Raw genomic sequence first — 1,460 nt, forward strand, 5'->3', positions numbered from 1 at the left:
ACGAGGGCCACCGTGTTCAAGCGCGGGGAGTCAAACGGGTACGACCCGAAACCGGACGATCTATGCGCATGCAAGGTGAAGCGTGCCGAAAGGCACGTGGAGGCCTGTTAGGGGTGGTGTCTTACAATACCCTCCCGTGATTTGCGTATAGGGGTGAAAGGCCCATCGAGTCCGGAAACAGCTGGTTCCAGTCGAAACATGTCGAAGCATGACCTTTGCTGAGGTAGTTCGTGGGGTAGAGCGACCGATTGGGGGACCGCACTCCGAGAGGAGTGCGCCCCCCTGTCAAACTCCGAACCTACGGACGCCGTCGACGCAAGGAATCCGGTGTGCCGGGGTAAGCCTGTGCACCGTGAGGGAGACAACCCAGAGCTGGGTTAAGGTCCCCAAGTGTGAACTAAGTGCGATTGAAGGTGGTCTCAAGCCCTAGACAGCCGGGAGGTGAGCTTAGAAGCAGCTACCCTCTAAGAAAAGCGTAACAGCTTACCGGCCGAGGTTTGAGGCGCCGAAAATGATCGGGGCTCAAGTTCACCACCGAGACCTAGCCGTGCGCCTTACAGCGCAATCGTGTAGACTGGCACTCCGATCGGATGGAAGTTCGGGCGAGAGCTCGCATGGACCGATCGGTGACGAAAATCCTGGTCATAGTAGCAGCGTTAGTCGGGTTAGAACCCCGACGGCCGAATGAGTAAGGGTTCCTCGGCAATGTTGATCAGCCGAGGGTTAGTCGATCCTAAGTCCTCCCGTAATTCGAAGGGGACAAATGGGAAACTGGTTAATATTCCAGTACCGTTGTACATTCAAAGGTGACGCTTTGGGGTCAATCGAGCCGGGCATTCGCCCGGTCGAACCGTCAAAGTCCGTGGAAGCCGTAATGGCACGAAGCGGACGAACGGCGGGATAGCGAAAGTCGATCCAACCTAGAGCCCGTGAAAAACCGAGTACAACGATCGTACCGAGATCCGACACAGGTACTCATGGCGGCGAAAGCCAAGGCCTGTCGGGATCAACCGACGTTAGGGAATTCGGCAAGTTAGTCCCGTAAGTTCGCGATAAGGGATGCCTGCCCTGTGTAGGGGCAGGCCGCAGTGACTCGGACGCTCCGACTGTTTAGTAAAAACATAGGTGATCGCAAATCCGAAAGGACTCGTACGATCACTGAATCCTGCCCAGTGCGGGTATCTGAACACCTCGTACAAGAGGACGAAGGACCCGTTAACGGCGGGGGTAACTATGACCCTCTTAAGGTAGCGTAGTACCTTGCCGCTTTAGTAGCGGCTTGCATGAATGGATGAACGAGAGCGTCACTGTCCCAACGTTGGGCCCGGTGAACTGTACGTTCCAGTGCGGAGTCTGGAGACCCCCAAGGGGAAGCGAAGACCCTATAGAGCTTTACTGCAGGCTGTCGCTGAGACGTGGTCGCCATTGTGCAGCATAGGTAGGAGCCGTTACACAGGTAC

General features: G+C 56.3%; 1 rRNA gene. It reads left to right on the forward strand.

From position 1 onward, the window contains the following. A 23S ribosomal RNA gene (locus EAO80_RS20045) occupies positions 1-1,460 on the forward strand; the annotation flags it as partial.

This window comes from Halalkalicoccus subterraneus, assembly GCF_003697815.1.
Classification (GTDB): Archaea; Halobacteriota; Halobacteria; order Halobacteriales; family Halalkalicoccaceae; genus Halalkalicoccus; species Halalkalicoccus subterraneus.